The sequence below is a fragment of the Streptomyces sp. 1114.5 genome, from assembly GCF_003635085.1.
Classification (GTDB): Bacteria; Actinomycetota; Actinomycetes; order Streptomycetales; family Streptomycetaceae; genus Kitasatospora.
On record NZ_RBXE01000003.1, the window covers coordinates 160,769 to 182,867 of the forward strand.

Below are 22,099 nucleotides of genomic sequence, written 5' to 3' on the forward strand. Positions count from 1 at the left end.
GTCCTTTCGATCACGTGACATGGCCGTCACATTGTGTGATCGAGAAGGACGACTGGTGCTCCGGCACCCCCGACATGGACACGTTCGCTCACGGAAGTACCGCAGACGGCCGAGCAGCGGTACCGGCGGTACCGGCAGTACTGGCGGTACCGGTCAGGATGTCAGGATCTTGGTCGCCAGGACCCCGCCCTGGGCGTCGTACGCGGTGATCCTGACGCCCTCGGCCGGGTAGATCTTCGGGTCGCCGGTCGCCCTGAGACTGGGCGCCCAGGCGTAGCCGGTGGCGTAGCCCGGGGTGCCGGGGAGCGTGACGACGGCGGCCCAGTAGGCCCGGCCGCCCAGCTCCACGGTCATCCGGGCCACCGGGCCGGGCCCGTGGTAGACGAGGTTGTACAGACCCTCCTCGCCCTGCGGCAGGTTCGCGAGGTACTGCATGGCCATCCCGGTCGAACCCGCCGCCCAGGAGTATCCGCCGCAGCCCGGCCCGGTCTTGTACGAGGGGGCGTCGTGGATGCAGATCTCCTGGTCCTTCAGCTGCATCCACCAGTCCTGGCGGCCCAACGGCAGCTGCTGACCGGGCTCCAGCACCACCGGCTCGGGCGCCGGCTCCGCCGGTACCAGCGGGGCCTGCGCCGCCGGCCCGACGGCCCGGGGCCCGTGCTGCGCGGACAGCACCGCGCCCGTACCGGCCACCACCGCGAGCGCGGCCACCACGGCCGACACGCCCGTCACCACCCGGCGCCCGCGCCGCTGCCGGCGGACGTGCTCCCGGAGGGGCCCGACGGTCCACTCCCCCACCGCGAGGCCGTCCGCCTCGTCCCGCAGCGCTCCGCGCAGCATGTCCTCGGTGTCCATGTGCTGGGTGTCCATCACCTGTCGCCTCCGTTCGTGCGGTCGGTCGTGCTGCCGGTCGTCGGACCGGTGCTGTCGCTGTCCGTTGCCTCCGTTGCCTCCGTTGCGTACGAGGCCAGGGCCGGATGGCCGCGCAGCTTCGAAAGGCCGCGGCTGGCCTGGCTCTTCACATTGCCCAGCGAGCAGCCGAGCACCTCGGCGACCTGCTGCTCGCCCATGTCCTCCCAGTACCGCAGGACGACCACGGCCCGCTGGCGGGGCGGCAGTTCCGCCAGCGCCTGGAGCAGCACCGAGCGCTCCTCGACGGCCCCGTGGCCGCCGCCCGCGGTGTGCGCCCGGTCGGGGAGGACGGGCACGAGCAACTGCCTGACCCGGCGCCGCCGGTGACGGCTCAGGTTGTTGTTCACCAGGGCCCGGTGGACGTAGGCGTCCGGCTCGTCCAGGCGACTGATCCGGGACCAGCTCCGGAAGACCTTCGCGAAGGTCGCCTGCACCACGTCCTCGGCCTCGTGGTGGTCGCCGGTGAGCAGGTAGGCGGTGCGCACCAGCCGCCGCCAGCGGGTGGCGGCGAACTCCTCGAAGTCGAGCCCCCAACGGTCGGTGCCGGTCACGGCAGCCAGTGCCGCTGCCTCGACGGGCCGGGGAGGTTCCTCCTCCACCGGGATGTGCAATGCGCTCAGGGTCATCCGCTTCCTCTTCCGTCCGCACGACGACCCTGCCGGACCGTCGCTCTGCCCTACTCACCGCCGCGACAGCGGAAAGGTTGCACACCCGTCGCGAGGTTGTGAGGTCATGCCTCCGGAGTGACCGCTTCGACAGACACCTTCGTCGACCTTGGCGCCGACCTGGCGCCGACGAACGCCGACCGACCGGGTTCAGCCCTGAGACATCCGGAAGTCGTAGTGCGGCGGGACCGGCCGGTCCGGGTGGACGGCCAGCCAGAGGGTGTCGAGGGAGACCTCGCCCTCGCGCATGTTGTCGACGCGGATCCCCTCGGCCAGCAACCGTCGGACGTGGTCGTGGTCGCCGAGGGCGTGCGCGGCCTCCGCCTCGGCCAGGCGGATCCGGCCGTGGCCGCGGGCGGCGGCGGGCAGGGCCCGGATGGCGGCGAGGGCGTCCTTCGCGCGGTCGGCCCGCAGCAGGGCGTCCAGCACCTCGGTGGTCAACTCCCTCAGGTCGGGGCGCAGTCGGTGTGCCTCGGCCATCAGGTCCGCGGCTTCGTCCGGCGTGGCGGCCAGGAAGGCCAGCGCCCGCAGGGCCCACGGCGACCGCCGCTCGGCGAGCGAACGCTGCCACGCCCGGCGGGCCGCGTCGGGTTCGCCGTCGGCGAGCCGGACCAGGCCGAGGTGGTAGAGGGCGTGCCAGTCGTTCGCGCCCTCCTCCAGCAGTGCGCGCCAGCGTGCTCCGGTGACGGGGGCGGCCGGCGGGTCGCTGATCGGCAGGGTGCCGGTCGCCAACAGGTGCCGCCAGGGCTGCTGTTGGGCGCCGGGCACGCCGAAGGGCAGCAGGGGTGACGGGGCGAAGCTGCCCGCCTCGATCTCCAGGGCGGCCCAGCCGTCGCCCTGCGCCAGGACCTCCTGCGGCTCGCCGAACTGGCCGGCCAGGGCGAGCGCCCGCTCCAGCCCTTCGGCCGGGACGAGCAGGTCGAGGGCGTCGGCGGCGGCCGACCGGGCCTGCTCCCAGGGCCCGTGCACGGCCGAGGGGTCGGTTTCGAGCATCCCGTACGCCTCGACCCAGGACCAGGTCGCGCCGGCGGGCATCGGCAGGTGCTCCAGCTGGGTGCGGGCGAGTCCGGCCTGGATCTCCAGGTACGCGGAGCCGGGCCCGGACAGCCACTCCTGCCAGTGCCTGCCGCCGGTGCCCGTGCCCCAGCAGAAGAGCTTGCGGCCGCGCAGCCGCTCGGTGGAGGTCTGGACCAGGCCTGCTCCGGTCCCGTCCAGGGCCGCGATCCAGCGGCGTTCGCCGGCAGGGAGGTCGAGGAAGTAGTCAGCGGCGGCACCGGCCCGGCCGGGGTAGCTGTGGTCCCTATTGTGGTCCCTGCTGTGCTCCCCGCCCGTGACGGCCGGGAACGGCACGCGCCTGAGCTCGCTGACGTAGTCGCAGTGGAAGGCGTGGTCGGCCGGGGCGAGCACCCGTACGTCCGCGGCCTGCGGGACGGCGATGTTCGACCACCAGTAGACCGGGGCCTCCTCGGTGGACGGGTTGTGCACGGCGACGTGGACGAACAGGACCGGCGAGCCGGCCGGAAGCCAGGTGTCCATCCGCAGGATCAGGCCGCGCAGCCGCTCGTAGGCGAACATCCGCAGCACCGGGGTGCCGTCCGGCGCGCTCGCGCGGACCGCGTGCAGCGGCTCGCAGGTCAGCGGCCAGTGGCCGGTGGTGCCGAGGTTCCACTCCACGCCGCCGGCCGGCCAGGCGTCCCGCAGCGCGAGGTTGGCCGGCTGCAGGATCGGGTTGCGGTGGAGCAGTTCGCGGCCGCTCGGCCGGTGGACCAGCGACCAGAGGCGGCCGCCGTAGCCGGGCAGGAAGGTGGCGGTGAGGACGTCGTTCTCCAGCACCACGGTGGGCAGTTCGCGCTCGGTGCGGGTGCGGTCGTAGCCGTCCTGCCGGGTGTAGGGCAGCAGCGAGTGCGGTGCTCCGTAGGCGAGGTTGCGGCGCATCTCGGCGTCGATGCCGACGCCGTCGGCGACCCGGGACGGGATTCCGTGCAGGATGGGGAGGGTGCCGACCGGGTCTCCGGCCCCCTCGATCCGCAGGACGTCGGTGCGCAGGGTCGAGGTCATTTGCCGATTCCCATGGTCATGCCCTGGATGATCCGCGTTCCCAGCCAGGAGAAGAGCGCGATCATCGGGGCGAGGATGATGCAGACTCCGGCGAACATCGTGCCGTAGTCCATGCCGTTGAGCTGCGCGGCGGCGACGAACTGGGAGAGCGCCACCGGCAGGGTGATCCGGTCCTGGCTGTGCGTCAGGACGAGGGCGAACAGCGTCTCGTTCCAGGAGCTGATGAACTGCAGCAGGAACGCGGTGATCAGGCCGCCGCGGGCGACCGGGATCACGACCTGCACGAAGGTGCGCAGCGGCCCGGCGCCGTCCAGGGCGGCGGCCTCCTCCAGCACGGTCGGGATCCCGCTGAAGAACCCCGTCAGGACGAACACGGTGAAGGGCATGGCCAGGCCGACGTAGACCAGGATCAGGCCGAACCGGCTGTCCAGCAGGTTCACCTGGGCCAGGCCGACGAACAGCGGCACCACCAGCACCTGGCCGGGCACGCCGAGGCCCATCGCGAAGGACACCGTGAGTGCGGAGGAGACCCGCGAGCGGCGGCGTGCCAGCGCGTAGGCGCAGGGTGCGGCGATGACGACGGCGAGGACGGAGGAGACCACCGCGGCGATGACGCTGTTGAACGCCGCGGGCCCGAAGCCGCCGTCCTGGAAGGCCCTGGCGTAGTTGTCGAAGCGGGGCGGCGCCGGCAGTGCGAAGGCCTGCCGGAGGATGTCGGAGCTGCCGCGCAGCGAGGTCAGCGCGATCCAGGCGATCAGCAGGAGGTCCGCCGCCACCACGCACCAGACGAGCGCCGTGGCGATCGGTCTGACCGGGCCGCTCGACCGGCGTTGGGTTTGCACGGGCTGTGACCTTTCTCAGTACTCGACGGGATCGCGGCGCATCAGCCGGCGCAGGACCAGCGTCACCACGGTGACCATGAGCAGGCTGACGATCGCCGCTGCCGTGGCCGTCCCGAGCCTCGGCGTCGTGGCCTGGGGGAACGCCTCCGCGTACACGTACATGGCGGTGTTCCAGCTGTCGGCCGGCGGGTAGGCGCTGCTGGTGCCGCCGAACAGCAGGATCAGCTCGAAGATCTTCACCGAGCTGACCGTCCACAGCACCGCGCACACCGAGACGACGTCCCAGGCGCAGGGCAGGGTCACGTGGCGGAAGCGCTGGAAGGCGTTCGCGCCGTCGAGTTCGGCCGCCTCGTAGAGGTACTGCGGGATCTGGTCGACGGCGGCCATGATGATGGAGGTGTAGTAGCCGGTCGCCGTCCAGATCAGTGTGGACAGGATCATCGGCAGCAGGTTGTCCGTCGACAGCCACTTCGGCGGCGTGGTGACCCCGAGGACGTGCAGCACCTGGTCGACCGGGCCGGTCGGCGAGAACAGGAAGCCCGCCGCGATGCCGAAGACCATGCCGTTGACCAGGCACGGGAAGAACAGCACGGACCTGGCGAACAGTCTGGCCCGCATCTCGCGCAGCACCAGGGTCAGCGCGAAGCTGATGGCGAAGGTGACCGTGCCGCCGACGAACATCAGCTTCAGGGTGTTGACCAGGGCGGTACGGAAGTACGGGTCCTGGAACAGGAGTTGGTAGTTGCGCAGGCCACGCCACTGCATCGTTCCCATGCCGTCCCACTTGTGGAGGCTGGTCCAGACCGCGTACCCGACCGGGGCGAGGAACAGCACCCCGTAGGTGAGCAGGGCGGGGGCGGTGAACGGCCAGAACGTCCGGCGCTGCCGGGCCTGCAGCGGGCCGGCGCCGCGGCGGGCCGAGGCCGGTGGGGCCTGCCGGGCCGGCCCGCTCCGGGGCCGGGGGCTGTCACGGAGGCTGGCACGGAGCAGGGTGGGCACCGGCTCAGCCCTGGGTCTTCCAGTACGAGGCCTGGTCGGCCTTGCACTTGGCGACGAACTGTTCCGCACCGGTCTTGCCGTGCCACAGGTCCAGGTAGTTCTTGTCGAGGACCTTCGGCAACCAGTCGCCGGCCACGCCGTCGAAGGCCAGCCGGACCGTCGAACCGCTCAACGCCTTCTGAGCGTCGGCGAGTTCGGCCGGGGCCGGGATGTCCTCGCGCGGGGTGATGTTGAGCGCGGTGGTCGAGATCCCGGCGATCTGCTTCTTCTGCAGGAAGAAGGCGATGAACTGCTCGGCCGCCTCCGCGTGCCTGGCCTTCTTCGGGACCGAGAAGCCGAACAGTGCGGCGTCCGGGCTCTTCACGCCGGGCGGCAGGATCGAGCCGAACGTCCAGCCGGCCGGGACCTGCTTGGCGACCTCGGCGGTGACCCAGCTGCCGTTCATGTAGAGCGCCGCCTTGCCGGCCGTCCAATTGGTCTCCTGCGCCGGGTACTTGGTCGCGTCGTAGCCCGGGATGAGGTACCCGCCCTTGACCAGTTGCTCGACCTGCTGCGCCGCCTTCAGCACGGCGGGGGCGTCCCAGGCCGCGCCGGACCTGTCGGCGGCGAGCTTGCTGACGTCGACGCCGCCCGCGTTCAGCAGGTAGTCGAGGTAGAGGCCGTTGGTCCAGGGGTCCTCGCCCTCGGAGGCGATGCAGGGCCTGTTCCTGGCCTTGAGCGCGTCGCAGGCCTTCAGTAGGCCCGCCCAGTCGGCGGGGGCGGCGGGCAGGGCGGCGGCGATGTCCGGGTCGGCCGCGTTGTAGTAGAGGCCGGTGGTGGCGACCTCGTAGGGGATGACGTAGTGGTTGGACCCGGCCGGGTCCTTCGGCAGCATGTCGAAGTACTTGGCCGGGATCACCTGGGAGACCGGGACGTTCTCGCCGGGGACCTGCATGGCCAGCACGGCGGACAGGTCGCGGGCCTGGCCGGCCGAGGCGACGGCGCCGAAGATCGCGTCGTTGGCCTGGTCCCACAGGTCGGGCGCCTGGTTGGCGGCGATCGCCGGGCCGATCTTCTTCGAGACGTCGCGGCCGGCCCAGTTGACGTCGACCTTGATGCCGGTCGCGGCGGTGAAGTCCGCGATCGAGGCCTTCAGCACCTGGGCCTGCGGCTCCTCGGCCCGCCACATCGACCAGTAGGTGAAGCTCGACCCGGCCTTGGCCTCGCCGCCGGAGCCGGAGTCCGAGCCGGAGCCGGAACCGCATGCGCCGACCCCGAGGGCGAGTGCCGAGGCGAGTGCGGCTCCCAGGACGCGGCTGGTGGCGGGCATGGTTGATCTACGCATGGGGTGTCCTCTCGGAGGCACGACGGCCGCGCGGGCCCGGGCAGGCAGACGTCGGGGGCAGGGAGGCGGCAGACCCGGCCCCGCTGGATGGTTGGGAACCGTATAGCTCACTTGACCGGTAAAACAAGAGACCCGGCAATATTGGCCGGACCGGCCCGAGCGGTCGTACGCGCTCCGCTTCCGTCGCCCAGTTCACGGCCTGTCAGGACGGCTTGACTCCTCCTCAACCCTGGTCCTACGGTCGAGTCATCAGGATTGACCGGTCAAATCGTGGGGCGCTCATGGTGACGATGCAGGACGTGGCCCGACGGGCCGGCGTCACGAAGCAGACGGTCTCGAACGTCATCAGCGGCCGGGTCGCCGTACGGCCCGCGACCGCAGCCCGGGTCCGGGCCGCGATCGACGAACTCGGGTACACCCCCAACCTGGTGGCCCGCTCACTGGCCACCGGCAGCACCAGGACCGTGGGGCTGTTCGTGCCCACCGTCGCCGGGGCGTTCTACTCCGCCGTCGTCGAAGCCGTCGAGGACGTCCTGGAGGAGCACGGCTACCACCTGCTGCTGTGCACCACCCGCCTGGACGGCGAGCGCGCCCGCCGCCACCTCGCCGGCCTCACCAGCCGCTCGGTGGACGCCCTGCTGATCGCCGGGGACCGCGACCTGATCGGCCACCTGCCGCTGCTGGCCGACGCCCGGTTCCCGGTCGCACTGTGCGCCTGGGAGAGCGACGTGCCGGACACCTTCCCGGTCGTCACCATCGACTACGAGCACGCGGGCTACCTGGCCGGACGCCACCTGCGGGCCCTCGGACACGAGCGGGTGGCCGTCCTGGCCAGTCCCGACCACGCCCCCCGCGTGGCCGGATTCCGGCGGGCCTTCGCCGCCGACGGCCTCACCGTCCCCGACCGCGCCGTCCACACCGCAGCCGAACCCACCGTCGCGGGCGGCTTCGCCGCGGCCGACGCGGCCCTCGCCGCCGACCCCGCCCTGACCGCGGTCTTCGCCACCCACGACGTCCTCGCCCTCGGCGCCCTGGAGGCCGCCAGGTTCGCCGGGCGTTCCGTGCCGGGCGACCTGTCCGTCGTCGGCCACGACGACAACCCCGAAGTCCGCCTTGCCCGGCCCGCCCTCACCAGCGTCGCCGTCCCCAAGCAGGAGATGGCCCGCCTGGCGATCGAACTGCTGCTGCGCGCCGTCGCCAAGTCCGGCACGGTGGTCAACTCACTGCAACTCCTGCGGCCCGAACTGGTCGTCCGCGACAGCACCTGTCCCCCGGGATGAAGAACCGCCGGTGTGCGGACCGGTCGGATGCCCGGTCCGCACACCGGCGGTGTCGCTCGGCGAAACGGATCAGAAAGGGATCAGAAACGGATCAGTCGTCCGTCTCGTCGTAACGGCCGTGGCCGAGACGGCGCAGGTCGAAGGACCACACGCCGCGGCCGAAGGTGGCGGCGTAGAGCTTGCCGTCCGGGCCGATCTTCAGCTGCTGCACCGAGGTGGTGGGCAGGCCCTTGCCGAGGACCCTGAAGTCGCTGGTGCCGGGCGCGCGGTAGAAGGCGGCGAGGTCGGTGCCGAGGGCGAGGCCGCCGTTCGGCAGCAGCTTGATCGAGGTGGCCGGGACGTCGGGCAGGTTGGCCGAGACGTCGGTCCAGCTCGTGCCGCCGTCGTGGGTCTCGAAGAGGTGGCCGATGCCGGCGCCCGGGCCCTCGGTCCAGCTGCGGGAGAAGCCGCTGAAGGAGACGAAGACGTGCTGGGCGTCGTTCTCGTCGACCGCGAAGGAGGAGACGTAGCGGTTGGGCAGGGTGGCGTCGACGGGCAGGTTGAGCTGGTGCCAGCCGGTGCCGTCGGTCTTGCCGACGGCGATGCCCCGGCTGAAGCCGACGTTGTTGCACGGGCCGCACCAGCCCGCGTAGACGGTGCCGTTGACGGTGGCGACAGCGGTGGCGACGTGGCCCTCGCCGAGGTCGTACGCCGGGGTCCACTCGCTGCCGCTGCGGATCGCGTAGCCCTTGTGCTGCACCCAGACGTGCCGGCCGCCGGCGATCCAGGTGTCGCCGTTCTTCGGGTCGGCGGTGATCGGGGCGATGAAGCGGGCCCCGGCGCCGCCGAGGTCCTTGTCGGGCGGGGCGACCTCGTAGGAGGTGGCCTTGCTCGGGTCCTTCGTCCAACTGCCGTCGTTGACCGCGCAGTTCTGGGTGACCCACATGTCGAGGTAGACGTACTCCTCGGCGATGTTGCAGCCGTTGGCGGGGTCGACGATCGTGTCGGCGCCGTCGCCGCCGAAGTCGGAGCCCATCACCTTGTCGTGGGCGCGCAGGATGGACTCGCCGTTGTCCTGCAGACCGCCGCTGACGATCACGCCCTTGCCGGAGCGGTCCGCCGGGTCCTTGCCGACGCCGACCGAGTAGTACTGCAGGGTGTCGATCGTGCCGTCGTTGAGGGACTTCCAGTCCTTGGCGTGGCCGCCCGCGTCCAGCTGACCGTTGACCGGACGGGTGTAGATGCCGCCGTCGTTGCCCACGTACACCGAGGCCTGGCCGTGGCTGCTGCCGACGGCGACGGCGTGCTGGTCGGAGTGCGTGGTCGGCGAGCAGTCACCGGTCTGCTTGGCCGGGTCGATGCTCCAGCACGGGAACGGGTTGTTCCAGTACGGGGCGATGGTGGCCCACTTGGCGCCGCCGTCGGTGGTCTCGAAGACCTCCTCCAGGCCCGCCCAGACGTGGTCCGGGTTCGCCGGGTCGACCTGGAGGAACTGGTTGTACCAGGACTGGATGCCGGGCTGGTAGCCGTCGTCCTGCAGCGCGGAGCCGGAGCCCTTGAGCTTGTCCTTGTCCGCGATCAGCGTCCACGGGCCGGACGGGGAGCCGGACGTGGAGACGTAGATGCCCTTGAGGCCGGTGTCGGGGTCGTGCGCCATGACGTCCGGGGACTGGTCGATGGCGTAGTAGCGCGAGCCGTCCGCCGAGCGGGCGAAGGTCACGTTGCCGACGTTCGCGGCGTCGGTCGGCAGGTCGCCGAGCGAGGCGACGCGCTGCCAGCTGCCGTCCGCGGCCTTGCCGTAGAAGCCGTTGTAGGTGTCGCCGCCGCGCCAGCCGACCGCCAGGATCACCTTGGACGGGTCCTTGGGGTCGATCGCGACGTCGTTGGCGATGTTCTTGTACGGCGCGCTCGGGTCGCCCGCCTTCGAACCGCCCGGCAGGTAGTCGGGGTTGGGCGCGAACTCCAGCGTCCACGGGCCCGAGAGCGTGGTGGTGGAGTGGCTCCACACGCCACGGTTGGTGGCCGCCCACACCCTGTCCCCGGCGAAGCGCAGCTGGTGGATCGTGGTGGACTCCAGCTCGGCGCCGCCGACCCGGTTGCCCGGCTGGAACTCGCCGTGCTTGGGGTCCGCGAGGACGTACACGCCGGTGCCGACGTACGAGGTCGCGCCGGTGTTGGACTCGCCGGTGGCGTACCAGAGCCGGCCGCCGCCGTCGAGGTTCAGGGTGCCGGTGGACAGCGTGGGCAGCCTGTCGGCGATCGCCTCCCAGTGCCCGCCGCCGGTGCGGGAGCGGAACACCCCGCCGTTGGCGCCGCCCGCGTAGACGTACCCGTCGCTGTCGGCCGCGAGGCCGGTGATCCGGCCGGTGACGAAGCCGGCACCACCGCTGGAGTTGGAGTTGACGTCCCGGTAGCGCGGGTCGTCGCCGTTGTACGGCTTGTTCGTCACGTGGTCCCAGGAGCCGCCGGTGTGCGGCAGCGACTGCAGCTGCGCCCAGGCCGCGCCGTAGGCACCGGGAGCGACCACGCCGGGGGCGGTGCGCGCCTCGGTGTACTGCGCGGTGCCCTCGGCGGAGTTCTCCGCCTCGTCGCCCTCGTCCCCGCCGGACTCGGCCTTGGCGGAGAACGCCTTGGCGGAGACGGCCTGGCCGGCTGCCGACTTGCCCTTGACCTTATGGGCGTGCTTCTGACCGATCTCGGTCAGGTGCTGCACCGGGACCGGCTGGGCTGCGGACGGTGCGGCGGGTGCGGCGAGGGCCTGAGTGGTGGTCAGGCCGAGAGCGGTGAGCGTGACGGCGCTCATGAGCAGCCGTCGTCGTTGCCTGTTCGGCACGGGTGCGTCCTCCCTGGGCATCCGGGGTGCGCGATCGCGCACCCCGACTTGAGCAGATCGAAGCCTGGCCGGTGAAATGGCACGCTGGGAAGGGAATTGGCATAACGAGTGATTAAAACCAATTCTGTGAAATCAGTTCAGGCCAACGGAATGCCGACCGGCCGCACCCGGTCGAGGCAGCGCCGATCGGGGAGGGTCGGGGCCAGGCCCGGGAAGGGTCGGGGCCAGGCCCGGGGAACCGGTTCCGCCCGGATCCCGTCCCATGGCCACACCGTCCGCCACAACCGGGAGATCCCACCGCATGCACCGACACAGAGCCGCGGGGATCGCCGTCCTCGTCCTCACCGCGCTCGGTACCGCCTCGGCCTGCGACCCGGGCAAGGGCGGCAACCAGCCTCCCGGCCCGCCCGCGGCCCCCACCAGCACCGTCACGGCACCGCCTTCGACGGCAGCCCCGACGACGGCCCCGACGACGGCCGGCACCGGACCGGCCACCACGACGGCACCTTCGCCGGCTCTTCCGGCAGCCCCGGGCACGGCCGCCCCCGCACCGCCCCGGACGGCCCCGGCCGCCACGGCGCCGTCCCGCACCGCGACTCCACCTCCCGTGGCTGCCACGCCGGCGCCCGCGCCGACGCCGTCCCTCGACGTCGAGAACCCGACCGACCGGGTCCACGGCTCCGCCGCCGCACCCCCGGGCCCGGCGCGCTGAAGCGGCGGCCGACCCACCCCTACGGTGGGCCGGCCGCCGTCGGTCTCGCCCGACCCGGCGAAGGGGGGCGGTGCCGGGGCGGGCGGGTGGCAATCCGCCCGCCCCGGCACCCAGGGTCGCTACTCCTGGAGGAACGTTTCGGTGAAGCTGGTGCCGCTGGAGCCCAGGCCGCCGGTGGTGGCCTCGTAGGCGCCGTTGGAGCTGGGGTCGAGGGCGACCGGCCCGGCGGAGCCGAGGGACCTGCCGTTGACGGTGGCCGAAGTGAAGGTCAGCGTCCCGAAGTCGGGGTAGGCGCCGGTCGGCGACTCGATGATGACCTCGGCGCTGGTCCGCTGGGCGCTGGTGGACTTGGTGGTGGTGTAGGTCCAGCCCCGTGAGGAGTCGGTCAGCTTGAGGGTGTACCGGTTGCTTCCGACGTAGGTCACCGAGGCGGTGATGTGGTCGCCGGCCGACACCGGGTACGAACTCTGGCTCAGGTAGACCGGGCTCGCCGGGTACATCTCGTACCAGGCCTGGTCGACGGGGCTGCCGCTGGAGCAGTCGGTGGCCACCCCGGTCTGCTCCACGCTGGAGGAGCCGTACCCGTCGATGCCGACCCACGGGGCGTAGAGGTCGTTGGTGGAGTTGCAGGTCGCATTTGGCTCGGTCCAGGACGCCGAGACCGAACTGAAGCCACTGCCGGTCGCTGCGTAGCCGCCCCAGTTGTAGCCGTTGGTGTTGTACTGCAGCGGGCGGAACGCGAGCCCCTGGGCGGCCGCCGCGGCGGTCGGGGCGGCGGGGGCGGCCAGTGTGGTGGCCGCGGAGGCAAGAATGGCGAGGCGGATCACGAATCTGCGCATGCTGGGCTCCTTCGTGAGGGGACGATCAGGAGCGCACACGCCAACGAAGGCCGTGGGGGCGGCCGTTGACGGGTGGCAGTTCAGGATGAGCCGCCTGTCATGGCTTGGGCAAGAGGATCAGGGACAAGGTTGGCCAAGCCATTGCACTGTCGAGCACACCACTTGACGATCCGTCCGGTTCGGCGGGCTCACACGACCCGCCGCCCCCGGAACGACGCCGCCGACGGCGCCGACACCGCCGACGTCAAGGTGCTCACGTCCCGCCCAGCGTCTCCACCAGCGCCGCCAGGAACTCCTTCGGGCGCTCCAACTGCACGCTGTGCCCGGCACCTTCGACCGCGACCTCGCGCACCCGGCCGCCCGCGGCGGCGTAGCGGTCCAGCACGGCGCGGGTCTGCGCCACCATCGGCTGCGCCGGGCACGTGTCCGCGCCGGGCCAGCCCGGAACCGCACCGATGGCCCCCAGGTGGGCCAGGTCGAAGAGCGAGGCGTCGGAGACGATCACGTCGGCCGTGCCGCGGATCCACAGGATCGGCGGCTTCGGCTCGACCACTTCCAGGTCGTCGATCCGGAAGTGGGTCGGCGCCATCGAGTTGAGCACCCCGCGTTCGCCGGGTCCGAAGCCCGGCCAGGCCTCGCTGGTACGGCTGTCGCCCGGGTAGTGGTCCTCGCCGGTCCGGGTGGTCAGCATCGCCGCCACATAGCGGTCCGGCTCCGCGAGCGGCTCGCTGACGTAGGCGGTGTCCAGCACCGAGCGCGGCGCGAACGGCGACCCGGCGCCCGGCTCGCCCTCGCGCAGCAACCGGACGAACTCGGGGGCCGCACCGCCGGCGCCGGAGCCCGCTCCGTCGGGCGAGTTGAGCCGTCCGTCCACCCCGTGGGTGCCGCCGAAGCCGTACGGGGAGACCGGGTTGACCAGGGTGAGCGAGCGGACCAGCTCCGGCCGGTCGCGCAGCAGTTGCAGCACCACGCCGCCGCCCATGCTCCAGCCGACCAGGTGCACCGGGCCGAGTGCCAGTTCCGCCACGAAGGAAAGCAGGTCCTCGCTGTGGTCGCGCAGACCCCGGGTGGCGTCCACCGGCAGCGGCTCGCTGCCGCCGAAGCCGCGCAGGTCGGGCGCCAACGGCCGGTAGCGCGGCGGGAGTTCGGCCATCGTCGAGTGCCAGAAGACGCCGGAGGAGACGTTGCCGTGCACCAGGACCACGGGCTCCCCGGTCCGGCCCTCGACCTCGGCGTAGTTCACGGTCAGCCGGTCGGTGGCTACCAGTCGATCGGTGATCATCCGGATCTCCTCAGTTCAGCCAGCCGGCGACCTGCGCGCTCGCCGCGCTGTCCCAGCCGAGTTCCAGGTGGTTGGCCGAGGCGATCAGCGTGGTGCCGCCGACGGTGCCGAAACCGGTGGTGTCCAGCGCACTGGCCACGAAGACCACGCCGTCGCTCGGGCCACGGTCCTCGTTGAAGATCCCGAGGACGTTGGGCGTGCCGCCGGCCAGCAGGTACGCCGTGACCGAGGAGGGCACCCCGGCCTGGTGCAGCGGGGCGATCAGCGAGCCGGCGTCGATCGCGGCCTGGATGCCGCCGCCGTCGGTGTAGAAGCCCTGCCCGCCGTAGTAGGTCGTGTACCAGTCCTGCTGAGTCTGGTCGACGCCGAAGGCCGAGTCCCAGCGGGCCAGCATCTGCCGCTGCCCCGGGTAGTCGTCGTAGCCGCTCGTCGGTGTGAAGGAGAACTCCGGGTGCGCGGTGTAGGTGCCGTAGCAGGTCATGTGCAGGTGCGGGGAGGGGGCGTTGACCGCACCACCGCACTGCGGCCAGATCGAGAAGTCGTGCGCCCAGCCGTGCGCGAAGGGATAGTCGTAGCCACCGTTCGGACCGCCGAGAGTGATCAGCTTGCGCACGTCGCCCGCGTACGGGCGGCCCCAGGCGGGCTTGACCGAGGAAACGTAGGCCCGGGCCGACATCTCGCCCTTGCTCCAGCCCACCACGTCCACCCGCGGGACACCGAGCTTGGCGCGGATCAACGCGACCGCGTCGCCGACCTCCTGGGCCTGCATCAGGTTGTCGCCCTGCTTGTGCGCGAAGCCGATCGCGAAGACCCGGTAGCCCTGCCCGGCCAGCGTTTGCATCAGCCCGGTGCCCGGGCAGGAGGCGGCGCCGCAGCCGTAGCCGCCGGACTCGCCGGGGTTGGCCCAGGCCCGGTCCGGATTGTCGTTGGCACCGTGCACCAGCAGCACCGGGACCTGGCGCGCTCCGGTGTTCCAGCCCGGCGCGGAGTAGAGCAGGAAACGGCCGGAGAAGGGCTGCTTGACGCCGCCGAAGAAGGTGAGCCGCTGGCCGTCCTGGTTGCCGCGGCCGTCCGGCGGATACTGCTCCTGGCGGAAGCCGGGGGTGGTGTCGAGGTAGCGCTCGACGCGGTCCCAGCCGTTGGCGACACGGCTGTAGGTCGCCTCCAGCGTCAGGTTGGACGGCACCGCCGCCGAGGCCGACCCCGCCGGAACGGCCGCACCGATCAGCGCCAGTACGCTCGCGAGCAGCCAGCCCAGACGTCTCCGCCCACCACGTCCGTTCCTCCGCATGCGGTCACTCCTCCTCGTTCGGCTCCAGTGCGCGACACGCTACGGAGGACGAAGTGCCATCTCTATGGCGGCGACACATACCTCGGGCGTCACGGTGTGGGCGTCTGCCACCTGGCCCGTGGCATTCGCGTGAGTCCGCGCATTCCCCCGTCCACTCCCTACGGCTTCTCAACCCGAAGCCGGCCACCGCGGCCCCCGTCACCCGGGCGAGCACCCCGGCGACGGCCGCCTCCGCACACTGAGGCAGGCCGGTCCACTGCCACGACGCCGGAGGCCGGCCGGGCGCCCCAGGTGGAGCGGGGCCCGCCGAACGGCTCCTCCGGGCCGTCACCGCTGAGTCCCCTGCCCGGTGTGCCCGGTCGACCCCGGCGGTGTCACGGGGTACCGAGGGCGGCTTCCTCCCGGTCGAGGTCGTGCTGGAGCCGGCGGCGGGTGGTGTCGCTGATCCGGTGCTCGTCGTAGAGGCGGTGCAGTTCGGTGCTCTGGACGGCGATGACCTCGTGGCGCAGCTGGCGGTAGGCGGCGTCGGCGGTGGTGCCGTCGGGGGCTTCGGGGGTTCGGTCGAGGCGGGCGGTGAGGGCGCGGCGTACGCGGTCGAGGGCGGTGTCGGGGACGGCCTCCAGTTCGGCGAGGTTCTCGACGTGGTGGAGTGCGGCGCGGTTGAGGGCGTCGCGGGTGTCGTCCTCCTCGCGGGCGGTGTGTTCGGGTTCGAGGGCGAGGCCGGAGCGGTTGACGACGGCTGCGAGGGTCAAGCCCTGGACGACGAGGGTGAACACGACGACGGCGGTGGTCAGCACCAGGACCAGGGGCCGTCCGGTGAGCTTGGTGCCGTCGTCGGCGAGCAGCGGGATGGACAGGGCCGCGGCGAGGGGCATGACGCCGCGGGTGCCGGCCCAGGTGACCACCCCGGCGACCCGCCAGGAGAGCCGCCCGCGGCCCTGGCTGGGTTTGACGGCGCGGGTCAGCGGCAGGGTGGAGAGGACCCGCACCGCGATCAGGACGGCGGCCAGCGCGAGCGCCTGCAGCGGCCACCAGCCGGTGCCCGGGGGCAGCTCCCTGACCAGGGTGGGCAGTTCCAGGCCGACGATGGAGAAGACGACGCTCTCCAGCAGGAACACCACCACCGCGTACACGGCGTGCAGCTGCAGCCGGATGTGCGCGTCGGTGAGCCGGTGCCCGGAGCGCCCGAGCAGCACCCCGGCGACCACGACCGAGGTGACGCCGGAAGTGTGCGCGGACTCCGCGAGGACGTACGCCGCGTACGGGGTGACCAGCGCGATCACCGTCTCCAGCACCGGGTCGGCGGTGCGGCGGCGCACCAGCCACACCAGGCCCGCGACGGCGGCGCCGACCACGCTGCCGCCCCCGCCGAGCAGCAGGAACTCCCCGCCCGCCGCCGGCACGCTCACCGAGGCGCCGACGGCCACCGCGATCCCGACGGCCACCTTGAACAGGACGAGCGAGGTGGCGTCGTTGAACAGGCTCTCCGCCTGCACCAGCACCTGGAGCCGTCCCGGCAGGGCCAGTCGGCGGCCGAGCGCGGTGACGGCCACCGGGTCGGTGCTGGAGAGCACGGCGCCGAGCACGAAGGCCATCGCGGGCGGCAGTCCGGCGACGGCGACGGCCGCGAAACCGACGGCGGCGGCGGAGGCGAAGACGAGACCGAAGGAGAGGATCGTCACCGGCCGCCACACCGTGCGCAGGTCCCGCAGCGACAGCTCCTCGGCGGAGGCGTACAGCAGCGGCGGCAGGACGACCATGCCGATCACCTGCGGCGGGATGTGCAGGGCGGGGACGCCGGGTATCAGCGCCACCCCGATGCCCGCCAGGACCAGCAGCGACGGCGCGGGCACCCGCAGGCGCCCGGCGAAGGTGGCCACGGTCGTGGCCAGGACCACCAGGACGAGAACGATCGCCACAACGTGCATCAGCGGAAATGACCCCATCGCAAGGACCGGGGTCACCGCCGCCGATCGCCGCAGTCATCCCCCGCGCCGACCAGGCTTCCCGGCACACCTGCGGTCATCTTATCGGAGCATTAGCGGGGAGTGGCAGGGCAGAATCACTGGGCACAAGCCCGCGCCACACTGTGGTCAGGCGAACTCGCGCAGGCGCGGCCGCACGCCCAGCGCGGTCAGCGCGAGCACCGCCGCCAACACGGCCGCACCCAGGCCCGCGGTGGTGGTGTCGAGGTCGTCGTCGCCGTCGGCGACCGCTCCCTCGAAGGCACCCTGGTTGATCGCCTGGTTGTCCTCCAGTGCGGCGCTGAGCACGCCGAAGTCCGCATTGGACTGGCCAGGGTTGAGGCCCGTGTTGAAGGTGACGGCCTCCTTGAGCTTGCCCTGGGCGTTCAGTTCGCGGATCTTACGGTCGTCGCGCTGGTACTGCTGGAAGGCGGCCAGCACCCGCTCCGCCGCGTCCTGCTCCCCTGCGAAAGTGATGTTGCGCAGTTCGTCGCCGAGGTAACCGCCGAAGCCGACCTGGCCGGTGTCGGCCCGGTGCTTGTCGGCCAGTGCGGCGAGCCGGTCGTTGTACGTGGCGAGCGTGGCGCCGTCGATCCGGGCGAGGGACTGGGTCTTGTCGAGGAAGCTCTGCTCGTAGGCGGCGGCCCGGGCGGGGTCGGTCAGGTAGCGGCTCTCGTCGGCGTTGAGGTCGTACGCGACCGCGCGCGCCCGGCTGAGGGCGATCACCGAGTCGAAGGAGTTGCTCTTGGCGACCACCAGGTGGTGGTCCGCACGGGAGGCCAGCGTCAGCGCGGTGGCCAGGCCGACCGCGGTGAGCACCGTGGTGACGGCAAGGGGCACGTTCACCAGCCGCCGGAACCGCACAGCCAGCAGCCGCTGCAGCAGCCCGAGCCCGGCCAGGGCGAGCAGACCGGTGAGCAGGATCCACCACCAGCCGCCGGCCAGGGCGTCGCGCTGGTCGGTGTAGTTGCGTTCCACGACGGCCGTGTTGGCCTTGGTCACGTCGTCGACGGCGGGCAGCAGGTGCTGGCGCAGCAGGTCGGTGGCCTGCCGGTAGGCCGCGAGGGCGTCCGCCGAGGGGCGGCCGGCCGGAGCATGGGCCTGGTCCTCCAGTAGCTGGGCGCGGGCCACCAGGGCCTCGTAGCGGCCGAGTTCGCCGATGACGGTCTGCACGGCCCGCTGCCCGCCCTGGTCGCCGGCCACCGCTTCCGTGACGCGCTGGAGGTCGGTGTCGGCCTGGGCGCGCCGCTGTTCGTAGCTGTCCAGGGTCTCCTTGCGCAGCGCCGTGTAGTCCGGGTCGGCGCCGAACAGCAGCAGGTTGGCAGCCTGGGCGTCCATGTCGTTGAGTGCGAAGTACAGGTCCGCCGAGCGCACCACCTGCGGGGCGGCCTGGTGGCCGATGACGTCCGTGCCGTCCCGGGCCCCGCCCAGGACGCCGGCGGTCACCGTGCCGGCGGCGATCAGCGCCCCGAGGCAGAGGCCGGTGAGTCCGCGCACCAGGCGCGGCGTGTTCCACCAGTCCCGGCTGCGCCAGGAGCTTCCGGGCCGGAGCCGGGGGGCGCGCGGTGCGGGAGGTGGTGCGGCTGGCTCTTGTCGCGCCGTGTCCGACGCGACCGTTTTCCCCATGACAGCCGTACCGCCCGACGTTCCCGTTGGCATCGCCGCGCGCCCCCTCCCCCTGTTTTTCACTGGCCGCCGAACCTTCCCCGGAGGAACCCGCCGGGAGTCGGGGTTCGGCAAACGGTCCGCCGCCAGGCCCCACGCCCGGGCAGCGAACCGTTTCCTCGCAGCTCACACTAGGTGCGGCCGAACACCCGTCCGCCTACCCTGACGGTTCCTTGACGCGGCTGACGGCCGTCTTGACGCAGCCTTGGCACCACCTCAGCGGGAGACCGTCCACTGCTGCCCGGCGGAGCCGTCGAAGGTCCGCACGCCAAGCGTCCTCTGGTCCTCGTGGTCGGTCAGGCAGGTCCTGGTCGCCGATCCTGGCCCGGAAGCGGCCCCCGACGGCTTCGATGAGGCCTGCCGGCGCAGCTCTCACCTGCTCACATCCGCATCCGCAGCCGGCAGACCACCGCGTCGGTGTGCCGGCGCAGCGCGCGGTCGATCACGGCGCCGCGCCGGTTCTGCAGCGCCCGCTGCCACCAGCGGGCGGGCTCCACCTCGGGGATCAGCACGGTCAGCCGGTCGTAGGCGTGCTCCGACCCGAGCTCGTTGACGAAGTCGGCGATCGGCCGCCCCAGGCGCCGGTGGTCGTCCGGGATCTCCACCAGCGGGACGCCCGGCTGCCACAGCTCCCAGTCCCGACGCAGCGCCTCGGCCGCGGTCGGCTCGTGCACCACGGTGACCGCCATGACCTCGTCGCCGAGCGAGAGCGCCGCAGACAGGCCGTCCCGGGTGAGCCGGGTGATCGCCGTCACCGGGACGACGACCAGGCTCCGCTGACGGGTCACCGGGCCGGGCACCCGGCCCAGCTCCAGCCGCTCGCCGATCCGCCCGTAGCTGCGGTGGACCGCCTCGAACAACACCACCAGCAGGGGCAGGGCGATCATGATGCCCCAGGCGCCCTCGGTGAACTTGGTGCCGGTGACGACCAGGGTGGCGACACCGGTGAGCATGGCGCCGAAGCCGTTCAGCGCGGCCTTCCACCGCCAGCCGTCCGGCCGGTGCAGGAACCAGTGCCGGACCATGCCGACCTGACAGATGGTGAACCCGACGAAGACGCCGATCGAGAACAGCGGTACCAGGCTGTTGACGTCCCCGCCGGAGCCGACCAGCAGCGCCGCCGACACCGCGGCCAGGAACAGCACGCCGTACCGGTACACCTGGCGGTCGGCGCGCAGCGCGAACACGTGCGGGAGGTGGTTGTCCCGGGCGAGCAGGTCGAGCAGCACCGGCAGGCCGCCGAAGGAGGTGTTGGCGGCCAGGCCGAGCAGGACCACGGTGGCGAACTGGACGACGTAGAAGCCGGCGCCGTGGCCGAGCGAGGCGTCGGCGAGCTGGGCGAGCACCGTGACGCCCTCGACCGGCTGCAGGTGGAAGCGCCCGATCAGCACGGCCAGCCCGATCAACATCACGCCGAGCAGCGCACCGAGCGCGACCTCGGTGTGCTGGGCGCGCTTGACCCGCGGGGTACGGAAGGAGGGGACGGCGTTGGCCACCGCCTCCACGCCGGTCAGCGCGGAGCAGCCGGCCGCGAAGGACTTGAGCAGCAGCAGCGCGCCCACGGTGGTGGCGTTCTCGGCGAGCGACGAGGCGTGCCCGGCGGCCGCCGCGGTGCTGGCCGGACCGTCCCGGAACAGGCCGACCACGATGATCGCCAGGATCGACAGCACGAAGACCGCCGTCGGTGCCATGAACCAGCGCGCCGACTCGGCTATCCCGCGCATGTTCACCAGGGTCACCAGCGCGAGCACGCCCAGGCAGAGCCAGACCCGCTGGTCGTAGAGGCCCGGCACGGCCGAGGTGAGCGCGGCCACGCCGGCCGTGACCGAGACCGCGACGTTCAGCACGTAGTCGATCACCAGCGAGGCGGCCGCGGTCAGCGCCGTCCGACGGCCCAGGTGCGCCTTGGCGACCGCGTAGGAGCCGCCGCCGTCCGGGAACGCCGCGATCACCTGCCGGTAGGAGGCCACCAGCACCGCTAGCAGCACGGCGATCGCCACGGTCACCGGCAGCGTGAAGCCCAGCCCGTACCCGCCGGCCGCGGCCAGCACCAGGACGATGGACTCCGGCCCGTACGCGACCGAGGCCATCGCGTCCAGCGAGAGCGCCGCCAGCCCGCCGAGCGCACTGAGCCGGTGCCGCTCGTCGCCCACGCCGGTGTCCGGCGGCTCGGGCTCGGCCGCTACGGTCGGAACAGTGGTCTCTGGCATTCCTGGCTCCTCGATCGTGATACTGACGATCGTGGAGCCCCCCGGGGCACCGTCCTCCGCTTCCTACACACCCTTGATGTCGGCAGCATCGACCTTGATGCGATCTTGACGCCCCGTACAACGACTCGGCCCCCGAGGCGCCGCCGGTCCGCACAGCCGGACGGCGGGCCTCAGAGGCCGAAGGTGTGCACCCGGTGCCGGTGGCACGCGGCACCGGGTGGGTCTGTCGGGTTACTGCCCGGGCTTGCGGCCGTGGTTCGCCTTCTTCTTACGCCGGGCCTTCTTCTTACGGGCGCGCTTGGACATCGTGCTCTTTCTCTCGGAACGCGGGAGGTTCGGGACGGTTCAGGCCGCCTGGCCGACCAGCTGGTCGGCGAGCCTGGCCAGCCGCTTCAGCGAGCGCTCCTCCTGAGCGACGGCCGCGGTCGGTGCGATGACGCCACCGTCGAAGTAGGCACCGTTCGCGACGGCCGTCTCCGGCAGGCAGAGCCGCACCACGGCCGCCGCGCCCTCGGCGGCCGGCGCGCCGACCCGCCCGTACAGCGGCAGCAGCGCGGTGTCGCACAGGCCCGGGTTGACGCTGACGGCGGTGATGCCGGAGCCGGCCGGGGCCATGTCCGCGGTCGCCATGGTCAGCGCGAGCTGCGACTGCGCGTACGCGGCGACCCGCGAGTACCTCTTCACCCGGTGCGGATCCGACCAGTTCATCGAGGCGGTGCGGTGCAGGGAGGAGGAGACGTTGACGATCCGGGCGTCGCCGGCCGCCGACAGCGGGGCGCGCAGCAGCTTCGCCAGCAGGTGCGCGGCCAGGAAGTTGACCTGCAGCGAGACCTCGTTGCCGTCGTCGGTGAGGGTGCAGCGTTCGGGTGCCATCGCGGCGGCGTTGTTCACCAGCAGGTCCAGTGCCGGGTAGTGCTTGACGACCGTGCCGGCCAGCACCGCGGCCTCGGACAGCTTGGTGAAGTCGGCTGCCAGCTCGACGAGTTGGTCTCGCCGGGCACCCGCGGCGACCAGGCGCTCCACGGCGTCCTCCGCCTCCGCGGTGGTGCGGGCGTGCACGAGCACGGTCGCGCCGTGCCCGGCGAGCAGCCGGGCGGTCTCCCAGCCGATCCCCGACGAGGCGCCGGTGACGAGGGCGGTGCGGGCGGAAAGAACAGCGTCGGACATGACCCATCCAAGGGTGAAAAGGCATCGACGGGGTGCGGGGGCGACGCGGCACGAAGCCGCTCGCCACCGGGGCCGCC

The 22,099-nt window shown here is 72.2% G+C and carries 17 protein-coding genes; 2 read left to right on the top strand and 15 right to left on the bottom strand.

Annotated features, from left to right (window positions below; genetic code table 11):
* Window positions 1-153: 153 nt before the first annotated feature.
* The 6 genes from BX285_RS37600 to BX285_RS32095 form a co-directional block, all read right to left on the bottom strand.
* On the bottom strand, window positions 154-870 hold the full coding sequence (locus tag BX285_RS37600; RefSeq protein WP_097240742.1) for a hypothetical protein: 717 nt from the start codon (window positions 868-870) through the stop codon (window positions 154-156).
* Complete coding sequence (locus BX285_RS32075; protein ID WP_121179196.1) at window positions 870-1,538, bottom strand: SigE family RNA polymerase sigma factor; 669 nt, start codon at window positions 1,536-1,538, stop codon at window positions 870-872. Before BX285_RS32075 ends, BX285_RS37600 begins: the two co-directional genes overlap by 1 nt.
* Window positions 1,539-1,727: 189 nt before the next feature.
* A complete protein-coding gene (locus tag BX285_RS32080; RefSeq protein ID WP_121179197.1) occupies window positions 1,728-3,635 on the bottom strand; it encodes a DUF5107 domain-containing protein in 1,908 nt (635 codons plus the stop codon).
* A complete protein-coding gene (locus BX285_RS32085; protein ID WP_097240739.1) occupies window positions 3,632-4,477 on the bottom strand; it encodes a carbohydrate ABC transporter permease in 846 nt (281 codons plus the stop codon). Before BX285_RS32085 ends, BX285_RS32080 begins: the two co-directional genes overlap by 4 nt.
* A gap of 15 nt (window positions 4,478-4,492) precedes the next feature.
* Entirely contained in the window at window positions 4,493-5,476 is a 984-nt protein-coding gene (locus BX285_RS32090) for a carbohydrate ABC transporter permease (RefSeq protein ID WP_259470922.1), read from the bottom strand.
* 4 nt (window positions 5,477-5,480) lie between these two features.
* Window positions 5,481-6,800, bottom strand: coding sequence for an ABC transporter substrate-binding protein (locus tag BX285_RS32095; protein WP_143685899.1), 1,320 nt, complete (start codon window positions 6,798-6,800; stop codon window positions 5,481-5,483).
* Between the two features lie 281 nt (window positions 6,801-7,081).
* On the opposite strand from BX285_RS32095, the gene BX285_RS32100 reads away from it, so the two are divergent.
* A complete protein-coding gene (locus BX285_RS32100) occupies window positions 7,082-8,080 on the top strand; it encodes a LacI family DNA-binding transcriptional regulator (RefSeq protein WP_121179198.1) in 999 nt (332 codons plus the stop codon).
* Window positions 8,081-8,171: 91 nt separating this feature from the next.
* Here BX285_RS32100 and BX285_RS32105 read toward each other — a convergent pair whose 3' ends face one another.
* On the bottom strand, window positions 8,172-10,913 hold the full coding sequence (locus tag BX285_RS32105) for a glycosyl hydrolase (RefSeq protein WP_121179199.1): 2,742 nt from the start codon (window positions 10,911-10,913) through the stop codon (window positions 8,172-8,174).
* 280 nt (window positions 10,914-11,193) lie between these two features.
* Between BX285_RS32105 and BX285_RS36955 the strand changes: the two genes are divergently transcribed.
* The gene (locus BX285_RS36955; protein ID WP_147465266.1) at window positions 11,194-11,604 is read left to right on the top strand and encodes a hypothetical protein; all 411 of its coding nucleotides are present in this window, start codon (window positions 11,194-11,196) and stop codon (window positions 11,602-11,604) included.
* A 119-nt stretch (window positions 11,605-11,723) separates the two neighbouring features.
* On the opposite strand, the gene BX285_RS32110 is transcribed toward BX285_RS36955, so the two are convergent.
* From BX285_RS32110 to BX285_RS32140, 8 genes are all read right to left on the bottom strand, one after another.
* Window positions 11,724-12,443, bottom strand: a complete 720-nt coding sequence (locus BX285_RS32110; RefSeq protein ID WP_097240734.1) for a G1 family glutamic endopeptidase — start codon at window positions 12,441-12,443, stop codon at window positions 11,724-11,726.
* Window positions 12,444-12,696: 253 nt separating this feature from the next.
* Entirely contained in the window at window positions 12,697-13,725 is a 1,029-nt protein-coding gene (locus BX285_RS32115; protein WP_121179200.1) for an alpha/beta fold hydrolase, read from the bottom strand.
* Between the two features lie 10 nt (window positions 13,726-13,735).
* The gene (locus tag BX285_RS32120; RefSeq protein WP_121179201.1) at window positions 13,736-15,016 is read right to left on the bottom strand and encodes a triacylglycerol lipase; all 1,281 of its coding nucleotides are present in this window, start codon (window positions 15,014-15,016) and stop codon (window positions 13,736-13,738) included.
* A gap of 374 nt (window positions 15,017-15,390) precedes the next feature.
* On the bottom strand, window positions 15,391-16,944 hold the full coding sequence (locus BX285_RS32125; RefSeq protein ID WP_121179202.1) for a Na+/H+ antiporter: 1,554 nt from the start codon (window positions 16,942-16,944) through the stop codon (window positions 15,391-15,393).
* A 165-nt stretch (window positions 16,945-17,109) separates the two neighbouring features.
* The gene (locus BX285_RS32130) at window positions 17,110-18,477 is read right to left on the bottom strand and encodes a hypothetical protein (protein WP_121179203.1); all 1,368 of its coding nucleotides are present in this window, start codon (window positions 18,475-18,477) and stop codon (window positions 17,110-17,112) included.
* Between the two features lie 548 nt (window positions 18,478-19,025).
* On the bottom strand, window positions 19,026-20,855 hold the full coding sequence (locus tag BX285_RS32135) for an APC family permease (RefSeq protein ID WP_121179204.1): 1,830 nt from the start codon (window positions 20,853-20,855) through the stop codon (window positions 19,026-19,028).
* A 231-nt stretch (window positions 20,856-21,086) separates the two neighbouring features.
* Complete coding sequence (locus BX285_RS39630; RefSeq protein WP_380419867.1) at window positions 21,087-21,161, bottom strand: 50S ribosomal protein bL37; 75 nt, start codon at window positions 21,159-21,161, stop codon at window positions 21,087-21,089.
* 39 nt (window positions 21,162-21,200) lie between these two features.
* Complete coding sequence (locus BX285_RS32140; RefSeq protein WP_121179205.1) at window positions 21,201-22,022, bottom strand: SDR family NAD(P)-dependent oxidoreductase; 822 nt, start codon at window positions 22,020-22,022, stop codon at window positions 21,201-21,203.
* Between the last annotated feature and the right edge of the window lie 77 nt (window positions 22,023-22,099).